Source organism: Emticicia sp. MM, assembly GCF_001649495.1.
In genome coordinates this window covers 100796-107079 of record NZ_LXHX01000098.1, presented here as the reverse complement: position 1 = coordinate 107079, position 6284 = coordinate 100796, and the positions used below count along the sequence as shown (strand labels likewise).

The window sequence follows — 6284 nt, the reverse complement described above, 5'->3', positions numbered from 1 at the left end:
GCAACCACTGCCGACAACATTGCTCGTAAGCAAATCGTAGATGAAGTTGTATTGCTCGATATTAAGCAAGGTGTTGCTGAAGGAAAAGCAATGGACTTGATGCAAACGGCTTCATTAGAAGGCTTTGATACAACTATCATCGGTTCGACAAATGATTATACAAAAACTGCAAAATCTGATGTAGTTGTTATTACTTCAGGTTTACCACGTAAGCCAGGTATGACTCGTGAAGAGTTAATCGGTATTAATGCAGGCATCGTGAGAGATGTAGTTACAAAAATCTTAACTCACTCACCAAAAGCTATTTTGTTGATTGTTTCTAACCCAATGGATACTATGACTTACTTGGCCTATCAAGTAGCTCAAGAAATGGGTGTAAACAAAAAACGTATCATCGGTATGGGTGGTTCTTTAGACTCATCTCGTTTCCGTTATTTCTTATCACAAGCAACTGGTTTTGCTCAAAGCGATATTCACGGACAAGTAATCGGTGGACACGGCGATACTACAATGATTCCGTTGACTCGTTTGGCTACTGTAAACAGTATTCCTGTAAGCCGTTTCTTATCTAAAGAAGTTCTTGAGAAAGTTGCTGCTGATACAATGGTTGGTGGTGCTACGCTCACAGGTTTGTTGGGTACTTCGGCTTGGTATGCTCCAGGTATCGCATCTTGTGCGGTTGTAGAAGCTATCGTTCGTGACGAGAAAAAAGTAATTCCTTCAAGCGTTTATTTGAATGGCGAATACGGCCAAAAAGATATTTGTATGGGAGTACCAGTAGTGATTGGTCGTAACGGTTGGGAGAAAATCATCAACATTCGCTTAAACCAAGAAGAACAAGCTGCTTTTGCAAAATCGGCTGATGCAGTTAGAAATATGAATAATGTACTGGCTACATTGTAATATTCAATTTATTATTTAACGAAAACTCGTAGAGGCTTGGCTTCTACGAGTTTTTTATTTATAGTGATATTTCTTCAAAAAAGGAAGTGGGATTTTTGTGAACTTGAATTTTATTTGACCCAAATTTGCTGTAATTTGCACAAAAATTAAGAAAAAACTATGATGTCTAACTCCGATATTGTTGATACTATCGAACTCACCGCAAAACTACTCGAACTCCACAATGAAGACGAGTTTAGAATAAAAACATATACCAATGCCGCCTATAATTTGGACAAATACGTGGGCGAATTATCGCAACTTGATTTCTCGCAACTGACACAGATTCAAGGAGTAGGCAAAATGATGGCGGGTAAAATCTTGGAGATGGTTAGTACAGGTCAGCTCAGAGATTTACAGGAATTATTGGCTAAAACTCCTGAAGGTGTTATCGAAATGTTTAAGATTAAAGGGCTGGGAGCGAAGAAAATCAAAGTTTTGTGGAATGAATTGGGCATTGATAACCTCAACGAATTGCAGATTGCTTGTGAAAACGGAAGTATATCGAAAGTAAAAGGTTTTGGAGGAAAAACACAAGAATCTATTCTTGAATCGTTGAAGTTTATTCAGAGCCAAGCAGGAAAATTACGAATGGATAAGGCCGCAATTTTGGCTGAAATTATATTGGAAGAACTCAAGAAAAACTTCACTAAAGTTGAAATTTCGGGGCAAATTCGCCGAAAATCAGAAACAGTTGACACTCTAACTTTCTTAGCTGCTTACACCGATTCGCTACCAGATTTTACGGCCGAAGGTTTTATAAAAGATGAGAAAACTTCTTCACCATTTGTATGGCGTGGGAAGTTTTTGGAGAATAAGATTAGCATTGAGGTTCGTTATGTTGCTGAAAATGAATTACTTAATAAACAATTTGTTTATACCGCCAACGAAAATCATTTGAAGCACCGCAATGAAAGTGGAGTTTCTCTGCTGAGTATTGGTTTGTCAACTTCTTTGGACGAAGTCCAAACGCAAGCAGCTGCCGAAGAAGCTATTTATGAAAAATTCGGAGTACCATATATTATTCCAGAAATGCGTGAGGGCGTAAACGAATTTGATTGGATAAAGAAAAATAAGAACGAAGATTTAGTAACGTGGGATAGTCTAAAAGGTATTCTGCACAATCACTCTACTTACTCAGATGGTCAACATTCGCTTGAACAAATGGCCACATATTGCAAGGAATTAGGTTTTGAATATTTGGGTATTGCCGACCACTCGCAGTCTGCCACCTATGCCAGTGGTTTGTTGATTACGAAAGTGCAACAACAACACGCCGAGATTGAGCAGTTGAACAAAAAGTTATCGGTTGACCGCCCATTCAGGATTTTGAAAGGAATCGAATCAGATATTTTGGGTGATGGCTCGCTTGACTATCCTGATGAAGTTTTGGCGAGTTTTGATTATATCGTAGCATCGGTTCACTCAAATCTTACCATGAATCAAGCACGTGCAACCGAGCGTTTAGTACGTGCCATCGAAAATCCATATACTACAATTTTGGGGCATCCAACTGGGCGTTTATTACTCTCTCGTCAAGGATACCCGATTGATTATAAGGAAGTTATTGATTGTTGTGCTGCCAATGGAGTAGTAATAGAAATCAATGCCAGCCCATACAGGCTTGACCTTGATTGGCGTTGGATTGAATATGCCCTCGACCGAAACGTCATGCTAAGTATCAATCCCGATGCTCACGAAATGCAAGGCTATCACGATATGCACTATGGTGTGGCGGCTGCTCGAAAAGGTGGTTTAACAAAAAATATGACTTTTAATGCTCTTAGTTTGGTTGAGATGGAGGAGTATTTGGGAAGAAGAAAAAAATAGAATAGTAGAGACGTAGCACTGCTACGTCTCTACTATTCTATACAACTTTAGGCATAACTGTGCTTTATCAATCTGATGGTTTCGGCAATGTCTTTGGCAGACACAGGTTCTCCCAGTGCCGTAAATTCCCAACGTGAGCCTACACGTTTGAGTTTCGCCATCAGCATCGAAACATAGCCTTGATAAGAATCATCCGTCGATAAATTGAATGAAGCAAAAACGTGTTTTGGATTGTGATGTTTTCCCTCAATGATTCTGATTTTTGCGTACGGAATTGTAGCAAAATCTTGCTGTTTGTATGAATTCAGGTAAAAATAGATACTATCTACATCATTTGAAATTCGCTCAAGATTAATACTAATCACTTCATTATCTTTATTATCGGCTGAAGTATCGCCAATTCGGTCATCACCACTGTGTCTAATTGTACCATCTTTTGATTGTAGATTTCCGTAATAAACCGTTTCGATTTCATTCATAAATTTATCGAAAAGCGTCACGCTTCCATCTAAATCAACTGCTTCTTGAGTATTCAGTAAACCAAAGAAACTTTTTTGTTTGATACTTCCCCAGTCGAGGCCAACGGTTATTTCTTTTAGCTCGATTCCGTTTTTTTCGAGCGATATTCTTGCGTTTTTTGTCAGATTTATCATTGTGTGAATATTAAGCGTACATATCAACCAAACCTTGTAGTTCAGCAATCGAGCCTTGTGAGTTGGCCGAAAAATGCCATTCATTACCCGACCTTCTGACTTGTGCAAAGACAACGGCGTTATCAAAAGCATGTGAAATATCTAAATCATATTTGGTGATTTCCTTTTTAGAATCAACATCAACGATGCGAATGTAAGCGTCTTTGAGTAAACCAAAATTATGACCACGGTTGACGGCATCATGAATCGAAACACAAATTGCTAACTCTTGGGCATTTGGTGAAATCGTTTCAAGGTTTGCCAAGATTATTTCATCGTCGTCTTCGGCTGCACCAGTGCGATTATCGCCCGTGTGCTGAATTGCTCCATCGGGAGATTTTAGATTATTATAAAACACAAAATAATCATCGGCAATCAGTTTTTGATTACTGCCCAAAATGAAAACCGAAGCGTCGAGGTCGATATTCATATTAGTTTTTTCCCAACCTAACCCAATCATTACTTTGTTGAGTTTGGTCATTTCTTTGCTGAGGTTAATTGAACCTCCCTTTTTTAAGTTAATAGACATAGCTTTTTACTGTTTGAAAAATTCGTTTAATAATTTATTTAAGTCTTGTTTTTGCTCGATTTGCGGTGCTTTCGACTGCATTTCTTTAATTTTTACCTCAATAGCCTCTAAATTGAGTGGTTTTTCGACCATAGATTTTTGCTCCAGTTGTGCCTTTAACTGCTCAAAATCTGACTGAACATTCAGTTCTGTTTCGATTTCTCGGAACTCTTGATTCAGATTGTTTTTTGCCGAATTCATGGCCGAAATACTCTCCGCTTCGGCAGCTAATTGGTTGATTTTATCTTCATACTTTTCGAGATTAGCCAATGCACTTGCATTAAGTCCACCGAGCGATTCTGCAATTTGTTTTTGTGCTTTGGCGGTTTCGGCTCGTGCGGCATAAATCTTTTGCTTGGTAGTAGTTTCTTCAAGCTTTAGCTTAAATTCATCTAACTGAACGTTGAGTTGCTCAACCATTTTTTGTGAATTTTGGGCTAAAAGATCATATTCAACTTCCTTTTTCTCGGCAAGCGTTTTTTGAGTCAATGCCTTTTTTGCTAAATCTTCATTACCGTTTTGCATAGCCAAGGCTGCTCGCTGATACCACGAAATAGCTTCGAGTTTAAATTGTTCATGGTCTTTTTGTAACTTTTTCTGATTGGCCATTGCTACGGCCACTGCTTTCGATAATTTGACGATTGAGGCTTCTAATTCAACTACTGCTAATTGCATCATTTGCACGGGGTCTTCGATAGTATCGAGAGCCGAGTGGGCTTGAGCTTTACTAATATTTAAGATTCTTTTGAGGATAGATGTCCACATAATTTGTTGCGTTTTGTTGCATCAAATGTATGAGAGTTTTGAATGACCAGCCAAGTGAGAAGTTGATGATTGGGTAAAAATAAGGATGACCCAAGGAAACGATAGTGAGGAACTTTTTTTAGATTTTACAAAAATCAAGTTTGTAGGAACACAGTCAGCAAAGATAAGGGTAGTTGAAAAAAAGAGTATGTTATCTTAAAGTTCTATTTCTTCAATAACTGCAACATCTCATATTCAATATCATCAGCCGATTGCGGAGAACCACCGAGTTTGATGTGTCGAATAATACCATTTTGGTCGATAATAAGGTTTGTCGGGAAGCCTAAAGCACCAAAAGTACTTTGTGTGATTTCGCCAGCATCGGCCATGTGAAAGAAATTGAGAGGCATTTTCTTTAGATATTCTTGTAATTGCTCTTTAGAATCAAGAGCCAACGAGAGTAGTACAATTTGGTCAGCTTTTCGTTGTTTTTCAAGTCTGTTTTTTAGGTTTTGTAAGCCTGGGTATTCGATTCTGCAACCAGAGCAGTTAATGAACCAGCAATTCATTAAAACTACTTTTCCTTTGAGGTCAGATAAGAAAAATTCTTTCCCGTTAATATCTTTATATTTAAAATCGGGGGCAGGTTTACCAATCCATTTTGCTTTATAGGCTTCGTAAGGGTTTCCTTCTTGGGCGAAGGTTTGGAAGGGTAGTAAGGTAAATATAAGTATAATAAGGTATTGCATTTCTGCTTTTGCTTTAAATTTTATATACGTGAAAATAGTATAATGTGCTATAAAAAGCTACTTTATGCAACGCATTATTTGAGAAATGTAAATATTGCTCTATATTTGATTTATTAAACCAATATATTATGAGTGTTTCTGCCCAAAGTTTAAATGATGTTCAATTGAATTTATTGAAGTTGTTTAGCAGGAAGATGTCTGAAACTGAGCAAGCTGAAATCAATGAAATACTTTTGAAATATTATGATAATTTGCTTCAAAAAGAAGTACAGCGTGCCATTAATTTGAAAGGATACACCAAAGAAGACATTGAAAATGTTTTAGGTAATAGCCAACGTACAAAATAATGCGGGTAGTAATTGATACAAATTGCTTGATTGCATCAATTCCTGCCAATGGTGACTATTTTTGGCTTTATTTGGCGTTCAGAAATAAGGAGTTTACTTGGGTTGTTAGTACTGAAATTTTGCAAGAGTATGAAGAGAAACTAAGCGAATTTTATAGCCCAGAAACCGCTGATGTAGTCCTGAAAGTTTTACTTACCTCGCCAAATACTGAATTAGCCGTTCCATATTTCCGTTTAGGGCTGATTATCAATGACCCTGATGATAATAAATTTTCTGACCTTGCTATTTCTACTAATGCTCATTATTTAGTTTCAAACGATAAACATTTTGACATTTTCAAGAAAGTAGATTTTCCTCCATTAAACGTGGTAAAATTGAATGAATTTAAGCAGATTCTTAGTAAGTAGGTTGA

At 37.4% G+C, this 6284-nt stretch carries 8 protein-coding genes; 4 read left to right on the top strand and 4 right to left on the bottom strand.

The genetic code is table 11. The annotated features are described in order from the left end of the window. Both A6M55_RS12365 and A6M55_RS12360 read left to right on the top strand, forming a co-directional pair. Positions 1-903: malate dehydrogenase (locus tag A6M55_RS12365; RefSeq protein ID WP_064197894.1), on the top strand; the 903-nt coding region annotated here is incomplete at its 5' end. A gap of 162 nt (positions 904-1065) precedes the next feature. Continuing rightward, on the top strand, positions 1066-2772 hold the full coding sequence (locus A6M55_RS12360) for a PHP domain-containing protein (RefSeq protein WP_064197893.1): 1707 nt from the start codon (positions 1066-1068) through the stop codon (positions 2770-2772). A 47-nt stretch (positions 2773-2819) separates the two neighbouring features. Here A6M55_RS12360 and A6M55_RS12355 read toward each other — a convergent pair whose 3' ends face one another. The 4 genes from A6M55_RS12355 to A6M55_RS12340 form a co-directional block, all read right to left on the bottom strand. After that, on the bottom strand, positions 2820-3425 hold the full coding sequence (locus A6M55_RS12355; RefSeq protein ID WP_064197892.1) for a TerD family protein: 606 nt from the start codon (positions 3423-3425) through the stop codon (positions 2820-2822). Between the two features lie 10 nt (positions 3426-3435). Next, on the bottom strand, positions 3436-3993 hold the full coding sequence (locus A6M55_RS12350; RefSeq protein WP_064197891.1) for a TerD family protein: 558 nt from the start codon (positions 3991-3993) through the stop codon (positions 3436-3438). Between the two features lie 6 nt (positions 3994-3999). Continuing rightward, positions 4000-4797 carry a PspA/IM30 family protein gene (locus A6M55_RS12345; RefSeq protein WP_064197890.1) on the bottom strand — a complete coding sequence of 266 codons (798 nt, stop codon included), beginning with the start codon at positions 4795-4797 and terminating at the stop codon, positions 4000-4002. A 203-nt stretch (positions 4798-5000) separates the two neighbouring features. After that, positions 5001-5525, bottom strand: a complete 525-nt coding sequence (locus A6M55_RS12340) for a peroxiredoxin (protein WP_064197889.1) — start codon at positions 5523-5525, stop codon at positions 5001-5003. Positions 5526-5653: 128 nt separating this feature from the next. Between A6M55_RS12340 and A6M55_RS12335 the strand changes: the two genes are divergently transcribed. Together A6M55_RS12335 and A6M55_RS12330 are read left to right on the top strand one after the other, a co-directional pair. Beyond that, the gene (locus A6M55_RS12335) at positions 5654-5872 is read left to right on the top strand and encodes a hypothetical protein (protein WP_064197888.1); all 219 of its coding nucleotides are present in this window, start codon (positions 5654-5656) and stop codon (positions 5870-5872) included. Continuing rightward, positions 5872-6279, top strand: coding sequence for a putative toxin-antitoxin system toxin component, PIN family (locus tag A6M55_RS12330; RefSeq protein ID WP_064197887.1), 408 nt, complete (start codon positions 5872-5874; stop codon positions 6277-6279). Before A6M55_RS12335 ends, A6M55_RS12330 begins: the two co-directional genes overlap by 1 nt. The last annotated feature ends 5 nt before the right edge of the window (positions 6280-6284 follow it).